This is a genomic window from Georgenia sp. M64, from assembly GCF_038049925.1.
Classification (GTDB): Bacteria; Actinomycetota; Actinomycetes; order Actinomycetales; family Actinomycetaceae; genus Georgenia.
In genome coordinates this window covers 2,347,006-2,362,331 of record NZ_CP145809.1, presented here as the reverse complement: position 1 = coordinate 2,362,331, position 15,326 = coordinate 2,347,006, and the positions used below count along the sequence as shown (strand labels likewise).

General features: G+C 75.4%; 14 protein-coding genes. 6 read left to right on the top strand and 8 right to left on the bottom strand.

Annotated elements, in window-relative coordinates:
- Positions 1–2 precede the first annotated feature (2 nt).
- Positions 3–830 (bottom strand): hypothetical protein, encoded by an 828-nt coding sequence (locus AAEM63_RS10640; protein ID WP_341358246.1) that lies wholly within the window; start codon positions 828–830, stop codon positions 3–5.
- Positions 831–945: 115 nt separating this feature from the next.
- Positions 946–1,830 carry a fructose bisphosphate aldolase gene (locus AAEM63_RS10635; RefSeq protein WP_341358245.1) on the bottom strand — a complete coding sequence of 295 codons (885 nt, stop codon included), beginning with the start codon at positions 1,828–1,830 and terminating at the stop codon, positions 946–948.
- Positions 1,831–2,009: 179 nt separating this feature from the next.
- Between AAEM63_RS10635 and AAEM63_RS10630 the strand changes: the two genes are divergently transcribed.
- Entirely contained in the window at positions 2,010–2,450 is a 441-nt protein-coding gene (locus AAEM63_RS10630; RefSeq protein ID WP_341358244.1) for a hypothetical protein, read from the top strand.
- Between the two features lie 41 nt (positions 2,451–2,491).
- On the opposite strand, the gene AAEM63_RS10625 is transcribed toward AAEM63_RS10630, so the two are convergent.
- Together AAEM63_RS10625 and AAEM63_RS10620 are read right to left on the bottom strand one after the other, a co-directional pair.
- Positions 2,492–2,785, bottom strand: coding sequence for an STAS domain-containing protein (locus tag AAEM63_RS10625; protein WP_341358243.1), 294 nt, complete (start codon positions 2,783–2,785; stop codon positions 2,492–2,494).
- Positions 2,782–5,232, bottom strand: a complete 2,451-nt coding sequence (locus AAEM63_RS10620; protein WP_341358242.1) for a SpoIIE family protein phosphatase — start codon at positions 5,230–5,232, stop codon at positions 2,782–2,784. The genes AAEM63_RS10625 and AAEM63_RS10620 overlap by 4 nt, the downstream gene beginning before the upstream one ends.
- Positions 5,233–5,445: 213 nt before the next feature.
- Between AAEM63_RS10620 and AAEM63_RS10615 the strand changes: the two genes are divergently transcribed.
- Positions 5,446–6,186, top strand: coding sequence for a biliverdin-producing heme oxygenase (locus AAEM63_RS10615; protein WP_341358241.1), 741 nt, complete (start codon positions 5,446–5,448; stop codon positions 6,184–6,186).
- Positions 6,187–6,251: 65 nt separating this feature from the next.
- On the opposite strand, the gene trxA is transcribed toward AAEM63_RS10615, so the two are convergent.
- Positions 6,252–6,635, bottom strand: coding sequence for a thioredoxin (gene trxA, locus AAEM63_RS10610; RefSeq protein WP_341358240.1), 384 nt, complete (start codon positions 6,633–6,635; stop codon positions 6,252–6,254).
- A 294-nt stretch (positions 6,636–6,929) separates the two neighbouring features.
- Between trxA and AAEM63_RS10605 the strand changes: the two genes are divergently transcribed.
- Genes AAEM63_RS10605 through AAEM63_RS10595 form a run of 3 tightly spaced genes read left to right on the top strand, consistent with a single transcriptional unit; the run spans position 6,930 to position 9,485 of the window.
- Complete coding sequence (locus tag AAEM63_RS10605; protein WP_341358239.1) at positions 6,930–8,129, top strand: hypothetical protein; 1,200 nt, start codon at positions 6,930–6,932, stop codon at positions 8,127–8,129.
- 59 nt (positions 8,130–8,188) lie between these two features.
- Entirely contained in the window at positions 8,189–9,109 is a 921-nt protein-coding gene (locus tag AAEM63_RS10600; protein WP_341358238.1) for a DNA-3-methyladenine glycosylase 2 family protein, read from the top strand.
- A gap of 10 nt (positions 9,110–9,119) precedes the next feature.
- Positions 9,120–9,485, top strand: coding sequence for a VOC family protein (locus AAEM63_RS10595; RefSeq protein WP_341358237.1), 366 nt, complete (start codon positions 9,120–9,122; stop codon positions 9,483–9,485).
- A gap of 48 nt (positions 9,486–9,533) precedes the next feature.
- Here AAEM63_RS10595 and AAEM63_RS10590 read toward each other — a convergent pair whose 3' ends face one another.
- Positions 9,534–11,381 carry a glycoside hydrolase family 13 protein gene (locus AAEM63_RS10590; RefSeq protein ID WP_341358236.1) on the bottom strand — a complete coding sequence of 616 codons (1,848 nt, stop codon included), beginning with the start codon at positions 11,379–11,381 and terminating at the stop codon, positions 9,534–9,536.
- A 210-nt stretch (positions 11,382–11,591) separates the two neighbouring features.
- The gene (locus AAEM63_RS10585; protein WP_341358235.1) at positions 11,592–12,920 is read right to left on the bottom strand and encodes a DUF2254 domain-containing protein; all 1,329 of its coding nucleotides are present in this window, start codon (positions 12,918–12,920) and stop codon (positions 11,592–11,594) included.
- Between the two features lie 258 nt (positions 12,921–13,178).
- Here AAEM63_RS10585 and AAEM63_RS10580 point away from each other — a divergent pair, with 258 nt between their 5' ends.
- On the top strand, positions 13,179–14,093 hold the full coding sequence (locus AAEM63_RS10580; protein ID WP_341358234.1) for a hypothetical protein: 915 nt from the start codon (positions 13,179–13,181) through the stop codon (positions 14,091–14,093).
- 105 nt (positions 14,094–14,198) lie between these two features.
- Here the strand turns inward: AAEM63_RS10580 and AAEM63_RS10575 are convergent, their stop codons facing one another.
- On the bottom strand, positions 14,199–15,098 hold the full coding sequence (locus AAEM63_RS10575) for an SRPBCC family protein (RefSeq protein WP_341358233.1): 900 nt from the start codon (positions 15,096–15,098) through the stop codon (positions 14,199–14,201).
- Between the last annotated feature and the right edge of the window lie 228 nt (positions 15,099–15,326).

The window sequence follows — 15,326 nt, the reverse complement described above, 5'->3', positions numbered from 1 at the left end:
CGTCAGCCGAGCGTCGCGGCGAGGTGGAAGCGGCCGTCGAGGTCGACGTCGAGGGAGGTCAGCCGGGCTCCGGCCACGGGCCGTGCGCCCAGCGGGATCCGCCGGCCCCGCACGCGGCGCAGGTAGCCCTCGGCGAGTCCCTCGGCGATCTTCCCGAGCATCCCGCCCGCGCGGACGTCGACCTGCTCGACGTGCAGGACGAGGGCCGGGTCGAGGTGCACCTGCGCATCGGCGCTGACCCGGCTCGAGACGAAGCCCTTGGTGACGGTCGCGCGGACCTCGACCTGCCAGCGGTCCGGCCCCACGGTCCGCGGCACCACGCTCAGCTCCCGCAGGGTCAGGCCCTTGCTGCGGGCGAGCTCCCCGGCGACCTGCTCGACCGCGGCCGTCAGCGCGGCGACGTCCCCGGTGATGGCGAGACGGCCGCGGGCGGGACCGACGGGCGAGATCTCCTCGGTGAAGACCAGCCACAGGCGGGACTGCTCGTCGTGGACCCAGCGCGCGGGCACGTTCCCGGCCTCGAGGTCGACGGCGACCGACGCACCGAACAGCACGAGCGGCGCGCCGGTCACGGCGAGGGACGTCACCGTGGCCGCGACACCGCCGCGGGGGGCCGGGGGTCGCCAGGGTCGCACCGTGAGGTGGTGGCGGTCGACGACGGCGTGCGTGAGGTCGATGCGGAGGTGGTCCACCTGCTCCGGGGCGGAGATGCCGGCCTCGACGCGGACGTGCTCCTCGCGCAGGTCGAGCGCCTCGCGCAGCGAGGCCGCGACCCGCGCGGCGAGCTCGGCGCCCTGCGTGGGGATGGCGGTGACACCGACGGGGATCATGCGGGCTCCTGGGGGTCGGGGCGGCGGGTACGCGCTCACCCGTCGCCCCGATGCTAGGCACGCCCACGGCGCTCGTGCGCGCCGGGGCGCTCGCGCACGCCGGTGGCCGCTGGGCTCAGGTCGCTGACGCGGCCGCGATCTGCGCGATGGACGCGCCGAGCGCGGCGTCGAACTCCTCCGGGCTCATCTCGGCGCGCAGCCCCTCGGTGAGGGCGCGGGAGAAGCTCGCGACGCAGCCGTGGTTGCGGCCCAGGCGCTCGCAGGCCTCGTCGCGGGAGTACCCGCCGGAGAGGAACAGCACGCGGAGCACCTGCGGGTGCGCGACGAGGTCGGCGTAGAGGTCGTCCCGCTCGGGCGGGGTGAGCTTGAGCATGATGAACTCGTCCGGCCCGAGCCGCTCCGCGTGGGCGAGCAGGCCGGCGTGGAGCTGGTCCTCGGCGGCCTCCTTCTCGGGGCAGCGGATCTCGACCTCGGGCTCGATGATCGGCACGAGCCCGGCCTTGATGATGCGGTGCGCCACCTGGAGCTGCTGGTCGACGACCGCGTCGAGCCCGGCCCCGGGGCCGCAGACGACGGAGCGCATCTTCGTGGCGAAGATGCCCTTCTCCGCGGCCCGGGCCAGGAGGTCGTCCAGCCCCGGCATCGGCTTCATCATGCGAGCGCCGTCGGTCTCGGCGTCGAGCCCCTTGTCGACCTTGAGGATCGGGACGATCGTCTTGACGTCCCACAGGTACTCGGCGGTCGGGCGGCCCTCGACATCGCGGTCCATGGTGTTCTCGAAGAGGATCGTGCCGAGGATGTGCTCGCCGGTGAAGGCGGGGCTGGTCATGATGCGGGCTCGCATCCGGTGGACGAGGTCGAACATCTCCTCCTCGGAGGCGTAGGCGTCGTCCTCGACGCCGTACAGGCGCAGCGCCTTGGGCGTGCTGCCGCCGCTCTGGTCGAGGGCGGCCACGAAGCCCGCGCCGCTGCGCATCTTCTCGAACTGCTGCTCGTTCATCGCCAACCTCCTCGTCGGCCGCGGCGGCGGGCGCCGTCGCGTCGCGCGGCCGGACCGGCCGCGGGTCCCTGGGCCTGACACCTCCATCGTCCCAGGTGGTGACGGTGATTTCCGAGGGACCAGCGTCTCCCCGGGTGGATCTCTGGCGTTCGGTGGTCCCGGCAGGCGACGATGCACGGGTGGGTGACCTGTCGGCCGAGGGGCGGACGCGGGTGCGGGCGCTGAGCCTGTACCTCGTCGGCACGATCGTGCTGGCTCTCACCGCGGTGGGCGGGTACGCCCTCGTCGTCGGCTTCGACCGGGTTCGCCCCGCGCCTGTCGAGGCCGTGGCGGTCGTGGGTGAGCGTGAGCTTCTCGTGCGCTACCTGGGGGGTGTGCCGGGGTGCGGGGACCCGCACCGGGTCGAGGTCGCCGAGGACGCGGACGAGGTGGTCGTCTCGGCGTTCACGGTCGCCCGCCGCGCCACCCGTGAGGGGTTCTCGTGCCCCGACGTCGGCGTGCCGATGCTCCAGACCGTCCGCCTGGGCGAGGCGCTGGGTGACCGGGACGTGCGTGACGGTGCCCGGCCCGGCGTCGACGTCGAGGTGGTCGCGGGCGTGGAGGACCTGCTGACCGACTGAGCGCCGGGCGCGGCGCCGACCCCGGCGAGTGGCCGCGGCGCTCAGGCGATGCGGAACATGCCGGCGGTGCCGGTGATCTCCAGCAGCTCGAGGAGCACCGGGGAGGGGTTGACGAGCCGGATCCCGGGGTTGAGCGCGGTGAGGCCGAGCAGGAAGCGCAGGCCGGAGGAGTCGAGGAACGTCAGCTCCGAGGAGTCGACGGCGTGGACGACCCCGACGTGGTCGCGCTCGTCCTTGAGGCGGCTCACGGCGTCGAGGTCGACCTCCCCGACGAGGACCGCGTGCACCTCGCCCTCGTGCGCGCGCAGCGCGATGTCGCCAGGGGTCCCGATCATGAGGTCACGTCCGTCATCGCCTCGAGCCTAACCCGGCGCACCACCACCACGGTGGCGTCGTCGTCCGAACGTGGGTCACGCACCCGGGCGACGACGGCGTCGAGGTCGACGCCGCCGGCCGGGCCGGCACCCTCGTCCGGGCCGTCCCCTCCGTCCGGGTCGCCGCCCCAGCTGCCGTCGCCGGCGCGGCCCGCGGCCGCCGCGTGCGCCTGCCCGAACGCCTCTCGCAGCGACTCCAGCGCCGAGCGCAGCGAGGTCCCGCGTCGCTCGACGAGCCCGTCGGTGAAGAGGATCAGTGAGCCGCCGGGAGCGACGGTGAGGCGGCCCGGCGTGACGTGCCCGGTGACGAAGCCGACCGGGGTGGTGTGCACGTCGTCGGTCAGGACCGCGTCGCCGTCGGCGTCGAGCAGCACGGGCGGCAGGTGGCCGGCGCGGACGTAGTCGACCGCACCCGTGCCGGGGTCGACGACGGCGACCAGCAGCGTGGCCATCTCGCCGGGCATGGTGGCGCGGACGAGCTCGTCGAGCGCGGTGACCGCCGCGGCGGGGTCCGGGTCGCGCACGAGGAGGGCGCGCAGGCCGTTGCGGAGCTGACCCATCGTCGAGGCGGCGTGCAGACCGTGGCCGGCGACGTCGCCGACGACGACGGCGAGCCGGCCGTCGGGCAGGGTGAGGGCGTCGTACCAGTCCCCGCCGACCCGACCGCCGTCGGCGGGGGCGTAGCGCGCGTCGAGCGCCCAGCCCGGCACCTGCGGGAGGTGCGCCGGCAGTGCGGAGGACTGGAGGGTCTCGGCGGCGCGGGCGTCGCGCTGGGTGCGGGTGTACATCGCCTCCACGACGTGGCGGCGCAGCAGCCTCGCGGTGTCGGCCTGGTCGTCGGTCCAGGGGAGGGAGGACCCGCGGACGGTCTCGCGCCACCGGTCGAAGGACCTGCGCGGGCTCAGCCGCACCGTGTCGCCCTCCAGGCGGGCGAGGGCCTTGTTGTGCGGGTCCCCGCCCCAGTCGACCGAGTGGACGACCTCGCGGCGCAGCCAAGCCACGGCGTCCCCACCGGACATCGTGATCGCCAGGACACCGGCGACGTCGGGCACCAGGGCGGCGACCTCGGGGACGTCACGCACGAGCGAGGTGGTGCAGGCGTAGTCGCCGGTGGTCGTGCCCGCCCACGCGAGGAGGGCGTCGCGTCCGGCGGGGCCGGGGGCGTGGCCCAGCGTGCGGGTGTCGCCCTGGGCGCGCACGACGACGCCGTCGGCGCCGAGCAGCTCGAGGATCGCGTCGTCGGCGGTGAGAGCCTCGGCCAGCGGCACCGCCTCGTCGCGCGAGGCCGCGACCAGGCCGGCCAGGTCGCGCGCCACCCGGCGGGCCGCGGCGATGCGCTCGTCCTCCACCTGGGCGACCAGGCGCAGCGAGAGGGCCGAGCCGAGGAACTCGGCCGCCGCGCGCACGCCGTAGGGCGGGGCGAACGGGCCGGAGTAGTGGTGGCAGGCGATGAGGCCCCACAGGCTCCCGTCCTTGAGGAGGGAGATGGACATCGACGCCGTGACGCCCATGTTCTGCAGGTACTCGAGGTGGATCGGGGAGACGCTGCGCAGGGTCGCGAACGTCAGGTCCAGCGGTGCGCCGGTGCGCGGGTCGAGCGTGGGCACGATCGGCGCGGGCGTGTACCCGACGTCGGAGATGAGGCGGATCCAGCTCCGCTCGTACAGGGCACGGGCCTGGCTGGGGATGTCGGTCGCCGGGTAGTGCAGGCCGACGAAGGGGTTGAGGTCGCCGCGACGCGCCTCGGCGACGACCTCCCCGTTGTACTCCTCGTCGAACCGGTAGACCATCACCCGGTCGAACCCGGTGAGCTCTCGCACCTCGCGGGCCGTGGTGTCGTACAGGGCGGTGAGGCTGTGGGCGCGGTTGAGCGACTCGACCGCGCCGCGCACGGCCTGGTACGTGCCGGTGTAGGTCAGCGGGCGGTCGCCCGAGACCGCCTCGAGCTCGACGACGACGACCCCGGCAGCCGTACCACCGGCGCCCTGCGCGCCGGTGCCGGTGCCGGCGACGGTCCGGGTACCCGTGACCGGCGAGGCCGTGTCCGGTCGCTCCCGCGCGCCGTCCGCGCGCGGCGGGCGGTGGAGGATCGCGTCCACGCTCGCGCCGCGCACCGTGAGCGTGAGCGGGTTGCGGTCACGGACCTCACCGGGCTCGGCGAACCGGGCCGCGAGGACGGCAGCCGCCTCCGTGCCCACGGCGCCGGCGAGCGGGCCGCCGAGGAGCTCACGGGCGGGGATCCCGAGGAGGCCCTCGGTGTTGTCGGAGGCGTGGAGGACCGTGAGGTCGTCCGCCGCGAGGGCCAGCAGGAGGCCGCGCGGCTGGATCGACCCGGGGATGTGGATCGGCTCGCGGGCGCAGTTGTCCAGGTCGACGGGCACCTGCGGCGCCAGCAGCGAGTCGTCCACGCAGTCTCCGTCCCCGGTGCGGATCGCGCGGGTCTCCCAGCGCAGCGATCCGGTGCGCCGTGTGCTCGGCGCCAGGTCCAAGGGTGCAGCATCGGAGGCGGTCCTGTCCTCCCGGGCCCAGGATGCGGCACGCCGTGGCGCGCGTGCGGGCCACCGGACGTGATCGAATGACGACTCCTGCTGCGGCACCCGGACGGACGAACAGGAGACGGCGTGAAGCACCAGTTGACGGCGGAGCTCTCGGCCGGGCGACCGACCGGAACCTCGACGGCAGCCTCGACCGAGGAGTCGGCCGGGCGCTCCACCGGAGCCCCCGCCGGGGCCTCGGCCGGGCTCGCGACCGAGCTGCGCGAGGGCACCCGCGCGGAGCACCGCGCGGCGGAGTCGGCCGGTTTCGTGACCGCGCTGCTCGACGGCCGGCTCGGACCGGACGCGTACGCCGACCTCGCCGCGCAGCAGCTCGGGGTGTACCGCGCTCTGGAGGCCGGTGGCGGCCGGCTCACCGGCGCCGCAGCCGCGCTCGTCGCGCCCGAGCTCGCCCGGACCGCGGCGCTGGAGGCGGACCTGGCGCACCTGTGGGGACCGGACTGGCAAGGCCGGGTCGAGCCCGTACCCGCCGTGGGCCGCTACGTGAGCAGGCTCGACGCCGTCGCCGCGACCGACGTCGGGTACGCGGCCCACGCCTACGTGCGCTACCTCGGCGACCTCTCGGGCGGGCAGGTGGTCGCCGCGATGCTGCGCCGGCACTACGGCGTCGCCGAGGAGGGGCTTCGGTTCTACCGGTTCGACGGCATCGAGAAGGTCAAGCCCTACAAGGACGCCTACCGCGAACGCCTGGACGCCCTGCCGTTCGATGCGACCGAGCGCGCCGCCGTCGTCGCGGAGGCGCGGTACGCCCTGCGGCTGAACCGGGAGGTCTTCGACGACCTCGCCGACCGGCACGTGCGCTCGTGAGCGTGACCACCGTTGGTGACGACCACGGGCCTGCTCTTCCGTGAGGTGAGCCCGCCGTCCTCCGGTCAGGTGCTCGCGAGGGCCTCGGTGAGCCAACGCCGCAGCTGTCCGGCCGGCTGCGCACCGACGACGCGGGTGACCTCCCGGCCCCCGGAGTAGAGGAGCAGCGTCGGGATCCCGCTGATCCTGTGGCGGACGGCCACCTCCGGTGCGAGGTCGGAGTTGACCTTGGCGACCTTGAGCCGACCCGCGTTCTCGCGCCCCAGCTGCTCGACGACGGGGGAGACCTGGCGGCAGGGGCCGCACCAGGGTGCCCACAGGTCCACCAGCACCGGGACGGCGCTGCCCTCGACGGCGTCCGCGAACTCGGCACCGGAGACGTCCACCACCCAGGGCAGGTCGGCGTGGCAGGCGGCGCACCGCGGCCGCCCGCCGGTGGTCACCGGCACACGGTTCCTCGTCCCGCAGGCGGGACACGACACGACGGGGGAGGCCATGCCCCCATTCTTCCCCCGCCGGACCGGCCCTGCCGTGGGGCCCGCCCGGTGACCCGCGGCGGCCCTGATCCCGGGACCTAAGTCCCCCGAACAGGCGTCACAGGTCCCAGGGTCGCAGTGATCTGCGACACACTTTTGCGGGGCGGTGCGTGGCGTCCGCGCGGCGTGCGCGACGGCCGGGATGGTGTGCGCGACATCCGTCGTCCGACCTCGTCGCCGACCAGCCGCCCCACCCCGGAGATCCCCATGTCGCGATCCCGCGCGCGCCGCGCAGCCGCCCAAGCACCCGCCCTCGCCGCCGCGCTCGTCGCCGCGGCTGCCGTGGCCGTTCCCGCCGGCGCCGCCGTCGAGGCCCCGGCCGGCGAGCCGGGGTACAGCACCGTCGCCACCGTCGCCCCGGTCGCGGCGCAGCGTTCCGCCCAGGGCCGGATCATCGACGACCTGTCCGTCCACGACGGTCTCATCCACCTCGGCTACGGCGACTACGGGGACAACACCGGACCAATCGACCTCGTCACGCTCGACCCCGCGACGGGCGAGGTCGCCGTCGCCCTCGCCGGCGTCCCCACCGAGGAGATCCAGGTGGTCCGCGACGTCGGAGGGACCCGCTTCGCCCCGATGGCCGACCCCAGGGCCGGGTGGCGCACACCCTCGGGCTTCGCCACGGACGCCTCCGGGAGGTGGGAGAACGCCGCCGCGGTGCCGGTCGTCCACGCCTACGACGTCGCCACCATGGACGGCAGCGACCTCTGGGTCGCCGGCTCCGCCTACCTCGACGGCACCGACCGGGTCGGCGCCGTCGCGTACCGGTCCGTCGACGGCGGAACCACGTGGGAGCAGGCGGTCACCGACCTGCCCGCGACCGCCAGCGGCTACGAGCGCTACTACTGGGTGGCCGAGCTCGGCGGGAAGATCTACGTCCAGGCGCGCCACTACGGCACCACCAGCTCCTCCGGTCCGGTGCGGATCTTCGACGGCCGCCGCTGGACCACCGGGAGCACGCGGCTCGGCAACGTCTGCCTCCCCTCGGACGCCTCCGACATCGAGGTCTTCGCCGACACCCTCGTCTGCGGCCGCGGGACGGTCGTGACCACCTTCGACGGCCGGACGCTGCACCAGTCGCCCGCTCCCACACGGCAGACCATCACGGGCGGGAGCATCGGGGCGATCGACGTCTTCAGCGACGACCAGCACGTGTGGGTCCTCGGCGGCGGCGGGATCGCCCGGTCGGCCGACGGCGTCACCTGGCAGCAGGTGACCACCTCCGTCCCGGAGGACGCGCGCTCGATCGCCGTCGCGGACGGCCACATCTACCTCGGCACGACCACGAGCACCGTCCTGCGCTCGGACCTCACGGTCGCCGAGCTCGCCCCGACACCCGCCGCCGCCGAGCCGGTCGTCAGCGGCAGCAAGGGCAAGGGTGGCGGCAAGGGCCCGGGGAAGTAGGCCCGGCGGCCCGGCGGCGCAGCCGCTCCGCGGGTTCCCCGCGCGCCTACGCTGGTCACGTGACGACGGCGGAGCGCACCTGGCGCCCCACCTGGCCCTGCCGGGTGGCGCAGCAGCTCGCCGTCCTGCGTCACGGTCCCGGGGACCCGACCTTCCTCGCCGCCGCCGACGGTGCGGCCTGGCGCGGCGTGCGCACCCCTACCGGCACGGCGACCCTGCGCCTGAGCGTGCGTCCCGCGGACGGCGAGGTGCTCGCCACCGCCTGGGGCGACGGCGCGGACTGGGTGCTCGACGCCGTCCCCGCCATGCTCGGTGCCGGCGACGACCCGTCGGGGTTCCGGGCCGAGCGACACCCGGTCGTGGACCGGCTGCGGCGCGCCCACCCGCACTGGCGGGTGCCGCGGACCGGGCTGGTCATGGAGTCGCTCGTGCCGGCCGTCATCGAGCAGAAGGTCACCGGGTCGGAGGCGTTCGCCGGCTACCGGCGCCTCGTGGGCCGCTTCGGTGAGCCCGCCCCGGGGCCCGGGGCGGGGCTGGGCCTGCGGGTCCAGCCCGCCCCGTCGGCCCTGGTGGCGATCCCGTCGTGGGAGTGGCTGCGGCTGGGCATCGACCACTCCCGGTCCTCGACGATCGTGGCCGCGGCCGGGCGGGCGGACGCGCTCGAGCGGACCCTCCAGCGCGACCACGCCGGTGCCGACCGCGGGCTGCGCTCCATCCCCGGCATCGGGGTGTGGACGAGCGCGGAGGTCCGCGTCCGCGCGCACGGCGACCCCGACGCCGTGAGCTTCGGCGACTACAACGTGGCCAAGGACGTCGGCTACGCCCTCACCGGACGGCGGACCGACGACGCCGGCATGGCCGAGCTCCTCGAGCCGTTCCGCGGCCACCGCTACCGGGTGCAGCGCCTCGTCGAGCTGAGCGGCATCCGTCACCAGCGCTTCGGCCCGCGCATGCCGCTGCGGGCCCACCTACCGGTGTAGGGAGGGCGGCGTGCTCACCGTCGGTTCGATCGTCATCCGGGTCGACGACCTGCCCCGGCAGGTCGCGTTCTGGTCGGCCGCGCTGGACTACATGCCCCGCGACGGCAGCGGCGAGGAGGACGACTTCGTCCTGCTGCGCCCGCGCGCCGGCCGGTCCGGCCCCCACATCTCCCTCGACAGGGTCCCCGCGCCGGTCCAGGTCCCGCCGAGGATCCACCTGGACCTGTACACCGAGGACCAGCGCGGCGAGGTCGAGCGGCTCGTGGGGCTCGGCGCGACCCGCGTGCACTGGGACAAGCAGCCCGCCGACGCCGACTACGTCATCCTCGCCGACCCCGAGGGCAACCGGTTCTGCGTCGTCGACACGACCCGCTGACCGCCGCCGCCCGGAGTGGGCCGGCGTCGCGGCCGCCGGCGCGGTGGCTCAGCCGAGGCGCCAGACCTGCGCGCCGGGGCCGTCGCCCGGCAGCTCGACCCCGCCCGGTCCGACGAGCAGCGGCGCCCCGCCGTAGAGGTTCTCGGCGCCGTCCGCGGCGAGCGAGGCGGGCAGCCGCGCGCCCGACCACGGCGCCCGGGCGAGGAGGACCAGCACCCGCTCGTCGCTCGTCTCGCGCAGGTACGCGACGGCGTCGTCGTCGACCACGGCCCACCGCAGGCCGCCCTCGCGCAGTGCCCGCGAGGACCGCCGCACGGCGAGGAGCGACCGGTAGATCTCGAACGTGGCCGCGTCCCAGTCCGGCCCGCCGCCGGCGTCGACCTGCGCCCAGGGCATGGTCCGCCGGGCGTGCTCACCGTTGACGCCGGTCATCCCGCCCTCGTCGCCGGCGAAGATCACCGGCGTCCCGGGGTAGGTCAGCAGCAGCGCCGCCGCCACCTCCGCCCGCTCGCGGCTGCCCAGGACGCTGCGGATCCGTGCGGTGTCGTGCGAGCCGAGCATGTTCCACTGCCGTGCCGTCACCGACCACGGCACCGCCGAGTCGAACTCGCGCATCGTGGCCACCGCCGCGCCGGCACCGCGGCGCGGCACCGGCACGGGCATCCCCAGGAACGGCAGCGTGGAGCCCGGCTCGACGAGCCAGGTCCACACCGGCCGGGTGAACCCGGAGTAGTTCATGTTCGCGTGCCAGCCGCCCGCGACGAGGTCGGCGCCGGCGTCGTGGAAGTGCTCCGAGACCAGCACGGCCTCGGGGTTCACCGCGCGCATCGTCTCCCTGATGGTCCGGGCGACGGCGTGGGTGAGGTCCACCGCGCCGTACCGGCCGGTCATGTTGGCCACGTCGATCCGCCACCCGTCCAGCGCGTAGGGCTCGGCGAGCCAGCGGGCGACGACGGACCCCGGCCCCTCGACCAGGCGCCGTGCGAGCTCGGGGGACCGGTGGTCGAGCTTGGGCAGCGAGGCGTGGCCGAGCCACCCCACGTACCCCGGCTCGCCGTCGTCCCAGTGGTAGAAGGACGACTCGGCGGTCCCGACGTCGGTGCGCGCCCGGTCGAACCACTCGTGGGCCACGCCGGTGTGGTTGGTCGTGAGGTCTCCGACGAGCCGCATGCGGCGCGAGCGCAGCGCGGCGCGCAGCGAGGCGAGCGCCTCGTCACCGCCGAGCAGGGGATCGACGTGGTCGAACGTGCGAGCGTCGTAGCGGTGGTTGGACCGGCCGGGGAAGAACGGGGTGAGGTAGAGGGTGTCGACGCCGAGGCGCTCGAGGTGGTCCAGGCGGGACTCGACCCCGGGCAGGTCCCCGCCGTAGAGCTGGCTGCCGACGCCGCGGCCGCGGGCGCCGGGGACCTCGTCCCACGCCGTGGGCAGCGCCCACTCGGGCAGCGGGCCGGGCGGCGGGCCGTCGTGGCCGCAGGAGCGGGCGAAGCGGTCGGGGAAGACCTGGTAGACCACCGACGACGCCGTCCACGCCGGTGCGGGCTCGTGGACGCTGAGCCGGAAGTCGGCGGCGTCGGGGACGTCCCGGGCGTGGGCGCCGCGCCCGTTGAGCCAGCGGTAGCCACCCGGCTCGGCGACGAGGAAGCGGTAGCCCGTCACCGGGTTGTGCACGTCCACCTCGGCGACGTACCAGTGCTCCTCGCCGACCGACCGGTCCGGCCGCGCCGGGGCGATCATCGGCTCGCCGTCGCGCACGGTGCGCACCCACACCTCGCGCCGGGCTCCCGGGACCCGCAGGCGCACGGGGACGACGTCACCCAGGCGCGGCGTCCCGGGCGGGACGTACACCTCGGAGCCGTCGTGGTGGGGCTGGTCGAGCAGGTGCGGTGCAGGGGTCACGGCGGTTCCTCGGGTCGGCGTCGGGCGTCCACGCTAGCCCCGCCGGGGGCGGGTCTGTCGACCCGCGGCGCAGCCTCCGGGTCGGGCGTCGGCAGGCAGGCACCCGCACTGCGGGGTCTCCCAGCCTGCGCGCCCCAGCCTGCCGGTGGCGCGTGGCGGGCCGCCGGGCGCGCGTGTGACCGTGCCGGGTGTCAGGGGCCCCGGCGGCTCTCAGGCACCCGTGCGGGCGAGTCCCCGGGTGACCTCGTCGGCCCGCTCGCGGAACACCTCGACGTCGTGCTCCTGGTGCCCCGCACCCTCGAACGCCTCGGTGAGCAACCGGACCTGGGTGAGCAGCCGCGCGCGCAGGGCCTGGTCCTGGGCGTGCCGGCCGACCCGCCGCACCAGGGTCAGGCCGGCGTGCATGACCGACGGCGCGGTCCCGGCGTACCAGCGCACGTGGTCCAGGACGTCGGAGGTGAGGGAGACGGCGTCGGGCCGCGGGGCGTGGACGCGCGGGACGCCGTCGTCGTCCGCCCGCCACGGGGAGGGCAGCTCGCGGGCGGCGAGGAGGGCAAGGCCCGAGGACAGGTCGTCCAGGGCGTTGACGGCCGTGTACGGGTCGTTCGTGCCGGGGGAGAGGGCCCGCACCGCGAGCTCGGTGAGCTGCTGCACCGCGAAGTCGACGTCCTGGTAAGGCGTGCGGGCGTCGGAGACGACGACGGCGTCCCGCACCTTCTTCACGAGCTCGTCGTCCCGTCGGTCCCGCGGGTGGACGAGGCAGAGCACGGTGTCCTCCAGGACGTAGCGACCGGGCATGACCCGCAGGGCGAGGAGCGCGTCTCCCGAGCGGGCGGCGTCGAGCAGCGCCGCCTCGTCGACGTAGGTGACGTAGCCGGTCCGTCCGCCGCGCACGGGCGCGGCCTCCTCCTCGAGCCGGTCGGGCAGACGGGCGTCGACGTCGAGGTCACGGCCGATCTGCTCGGGGTAGAGCCGGTCGACGGTCGCGTGCAGGTCCTGCCGGACCCGGCGGGCGATGGTCGAGACCTGGATCGAGTCGGAGATGTGGTGGATGAAGTAGATGAGCACGGCGATGTTCAGCACGGCCAGGACGACGGCGCCGTTGACCGCCAGGTGGGGGATGAACACCTCCGCCTCGGGGTCGCCGGGGTCGCCGAGCGCCCGGATCGAGCGCAGCACCAGCAGGCTGTAGAGGAAGGTCGCGACGAACACGCCCAGGACGGCCTGGTTCCCGCGGTCGGCCATGAAGTTGCGTACCAGGCGCGGGCCGTAGCTGGAGGACGTCAGCGCGAGGACCGCCATCGTGATGGAGAAGGTCGTGCCGGCGACGGCGAGGGACGACCCGGCGATCGCACCGAGGATGTCGCGGCTGCCGCTCTCGCCCACGCGGTAGATGATCGAGTCGAGCCAGCCGGGCAGCGTGGGCAGGGTCGCCAGCTCGTCGACGGCGATGAGGGCCTCGGCGAGCAGGACCGCCACAACGACCATGACGGCCGGCACGAACCAGAAACGTTCGCGCAGGCGCTGGAGGATGTTCACGGCCTCACCCTGCCAGGACGCGCCGGTCCGCGCGGTGAGGCGGGGCCGGTGCGGTGAGGCGGGGCCGGTGCGGTGAGACGGGGCCGGTGCGGTGAGACGGGGCCGGTCCGCGTGGGGAGGCGGCCGGATCGCGCGGTGAGCCGGGGCCGGTCAGCACACCGGGGCGAGCCGGTGCCGGGGGCGGGCCGGTACCGGGGTGGTAGGTGCGCGGGAGGGGCGGGTTGGAGCGGGAGGGCCCTCGTCGGGTTGACTGGCGCCGTGACCGACCTCAGCGCCGTGGCGCAGGAGCTCTACGGGCTGACCCCCGCCGAGTTCACGCCGGCGCGCAACGCGCGGGCGAAGGAGCTGCGGGCCGCCGGTGAGAAGGGGCTCGCGGACGCCGTCCGGGCGATGCCGAGGCCGTCGGCCGCCGCGTGGCTGGCCAACCAGATGGTGCGCCACCTCGGCGAGGAGGTCACCGGCCTGCTCGAGCTCGGTGAGGAGCTGCGACGCGCCCAGGCCGACCTCGACGCCGCCCAGCTCCGCGAGCTCACCGCGCAGCGCCGTCGTCTCGTCTCGGCCCTCGCCCGCCGTGGCCGGGACCTCGCGGGCGAGCTCGGGCACAAGGTGGGCCCGGGCGTCGTGGAGCAGCTCGCGGCGACCCTCAACGCGGCCATGACGGACAAGGACGCCGCCGAGGCCCTGCGCACCGGGCTCCTCGTCGCGCCGATGGAGTCCTCCGGGCTCGGCGGGGTGGACCTCGACGGGGTGCTGGCCGTTCCCGGGGCGGCGGGGGAGCGGGCCCCCGAGGGGGTGGCGCCCCTGGCGCGCAAGCGGGCCGCACGCGACGCCGAGCGGGCGCGCGCGAGGGAGACGGCCGCCCGTCGGCTCGCCGAGGCGCAGGAGCACCTCGCCTCCGCCGAGGCGGAGGCCGCGACCGCCGACCGGCGGCGGCGCAAGGCCGAGGAGCACGTGCGGTCGTTGCAGGCGGGCGTCCTGCAGGCCCGGGCCGAGACCGAGGACCTGCGGCGGCGCCTCGAGGCGGCCGAGGTCACCCTGGAGCGTGTGGAGGACGAGCTCGCCGACGCCGAGGACGACCGGGAGGTGGCCGTCGCCGACGACGCGGGCGCTCGCGCCGACGTCGCGGCCGCGCGCGCCGCACTGGCGGCCCTGCGCCTGGAGCAGGGCCGCTGACCCCGTGACGCCCGACGGCCCCGGCGCGGGGCCGGGGCCGTCGGGAGGATCAGCTCAGGTTTGCGCCGGGTTCGGCGCGCACCGGGGTGTCCTGGTGCCCGCTGCTCAGCGGAGGGGGTCGTCGTCGCGGCGACGGGCGTCGTCGTCCCGGTACGGGGCGTCGTCGTCACGGTGCCGAGGCTCGCCCTCGGTGAGCCCGGTGCCCGACGCGTCCACGTCCGTCCGGTCGGCCTCGCCGGGGGCGAGCCCGGTCTCGGGGTCGACGTTGGCCTGTGCCCGCACGGCGGGCGGGATCGACTCGTCGTCGGCCACCGTGGGCGGGTAGGCCGGCGGGGTCCCGGGAGGGGCCCCGGGGTCGAAGCCCTCCGCCGGTGCGGACGGGGCGGTGCGGGTGGGGCTGTCGTCACCGCCCTTGGCGGCTGCGACCGCGGCCGCTCCCGCGGCGGCCACGCCGACGGCGGCCGCGGCGGCTTTGCCGGAGACCCCCGCCTTGCCCGAGTCGCCCTCGGAGGGCGCTGCTGCGCCGACACCGGGGGCGCCGACCGTCGCGCCGGGGTTGACGGTGCCGCGCCAGGCGCCGCTCGCGTACCCCTCGGACTCGATGATCTCCTTGAAGCGCTCGAGGTCGGCCACCGCCTGCCGCTCGACGAGGCCGAGCTTGTCGCCGGCCGTCTCGACCAGACCCTCGGGCTCGTACTCCAGCTCGAGGTGGATCTGGGTCTGGCCGCCGCCGACGTCCTCGAACGTCACCGCGCCGGCGTTGGTGGCGCCCTCCGTGGCCGCCCAGGCGATCTTGCGGTCGGGGACCTGCTCGAGGATCCGGGCCTCCCACTCGCGCTTGACCCCCGCGATCTCGGCGACCCACTGCAGACGGTCGTCGGAGAGCTGGGTGACGGACGTGACGCCACCCATGAAGTGGGGGAAGTCCTCGAACTGCGTCCACTGGTTGTAGGCCGTGGCGACCGGGACGTCGACCATGATCGACTTGTGGACCTTCGTGGTCATGACATCTCCTCCTGCTCGGGACGAGGCGCTGACGCCCGCGTCTTTCGCCCAGCATGGGACCCCCGGCGCCGTCCCGCATCACGGGGGCGCCGGCCTCGGACGGGTGGCGTGACTCCGGCGGGCCCCACCACCTCCCGCCCCGACAGCGCCAACCTTCCGTCCCTGCCGCGCCACGTTTCGCCCCGGTGCCGTCCAGATATCGATCTGGAACTCGCCTTCCGAAATGCT

Excerpts from the sequence above, each read along its gene's own strand:
- AAEM63_RS10640 (WP_341358246.1), bottom strand. The coding sequence starts at position 830 with ATGATCCCCGTCGGTGTCACCGCCATCCCCACGCAGGGCGCCGAGCTC.
- AAEM63_RS10635 (WP_341358245.1), bottom strand. The coding sequence starts at position 1,830 with ATGAACGAGCAGCAGTTCGAGAAGATGCGCAGCGGCGCGGGCTTCGTG.
- AAEM63_RS10625 (WP_341358243.1), bottom strand. The coding sequence starts at position 2,785 with ATGATCGGGACCCCTGGCGACATCGCGCTGCGCGCGCACGAGGGCGAG.
- AAEM63_RS10605 (WP_341358239.1), top strand. The coding sequence starts at position 6,930 with ATGTCGCGATCCCGCGCGCGCCGCGCAGCCGCCCAAGCACCCGCCCTC.
- AAEM63_RS10575 (WP_341358233.1), bottom strand. The coding sequence starts at position 15,098 with ATGACCACGAAGGTCCACAAGTCGATCATGGTCGACGTCCCGGTCGCC.